The organism is Variovorax cryoconiti (genome assembly GCF_051216395.1).
Taxonomy (GTDB): Bacteria; Pseudomonadota; Gammaproteobacteria; order Burkholderiales; family Burkholderiaceae_C; genus Variovorax.
In genome coordinates this window covers 1-1,040 of record NZ_JBPJZI010000079.1, presented here as the reverse complement: position 1 = coordinate 1,040, position 1,040 = coordinate 1, and the positions used below count along the sequence as shown (strand labels likewise).

General features: G+C 67.0%; 1 protein-coding gene. It reads right to left on the bottom strand.

The window, feature by feature from the left end; genetic code table 11:
* Positions 1-1,040, bottom strand: a 1,040-nt coding sequence (locus ACSFA2_RS25875; RefSeq protein WP_475545400.1) for a helix-hairpin-helix domain-containing protein, incomplete at both ends; no start/stop codon positions are given.

The window sequence follows — 1,040 nt, the reverse complement described above, 5'->3', positions numbered from 1 at the left end:
GCCGCGTAGTCGCCGACGATCTCCTCGCCCTCGGGCGCGGCCGGCAGCAGCAGCGCCTGCTCGTTGATCGGCACGCCCCGCAGCAGAGCCGGCGACCGGTGCTGCGCGGTGGCGTCCCACACCTGCTGGCGCCGATGGCCCGAGAGCGACATCAGCGCATCGGCCGCAGCCAGCGCGGCCATGTCCTTGCCGTCGAGCTCGGCGCGCAGGGCGAGGTCTTCGGTGCTCGTGAAAGGCGATTGGGCACGTGCTTCGAGCAGGCGCTCGGCGCCACCCTTGCTGAGGCTCGAGATGCGGTTCAGGCCCAGCCGCACCGCGGGCTGGTTCTCGTTGCCGAGGCGATCGACGTAGCGTGCGTCGGTGCCGCTCGGCATGCGCGGCGCATCGGGTTCGCGGGCTTCGAGCGTGGTGTCGATTTCGCTTCGCGTGACGTCGACGGGACGCACCTCGACGCCATGGCGGCGTGCGTCCTGAACGAGCTGCGATGGGCTGTAGAAGCCCATCGGTTGCGAATCGAGCAGCGCGGCGAGAAAGCAGGCCGGCTCGTAGCTCTTGAGCCAGCTGCTCACCGTTACCAGCAGCGCGAAGCTGGCGGCGTGGCTTTCGGGGAAGCCGTAGTCGCCGAAGCCCATGACCTGCTTGAAGATGGCTTCGGCGAATGCTCTGGGGTATTCGTTGTGGACCATGCCATTCACGAGCTTGTCGTGGAATTTGTCGAGGCCGCCTTTGCGCTTCCATGCCGCCATGGCGCGCCGCAGTTGATCGGCCTCGTCGGCTGTGAACTTGGCCGCGATCATCGCGATCTGCATCACCTGCTCCTGGAAGATCGGGATGCCCAGCGTGCGCTCCAGCGCGGGGCGCAGCTCTTCTTTCTCGTAGTGAATGGGCAGCTTGTTGCGCACCCGCTCCCGCTGCTTGAGATACGGATGCACCATGCCGCCCTGTATGGGCCCGGGCCGCACGATGGCAACCTCGATCACCAGGTCTTCATAGGTGCGCGGCTTCAGGCGCGGCAGCATCGACATCTGCGCCCTGCTCTC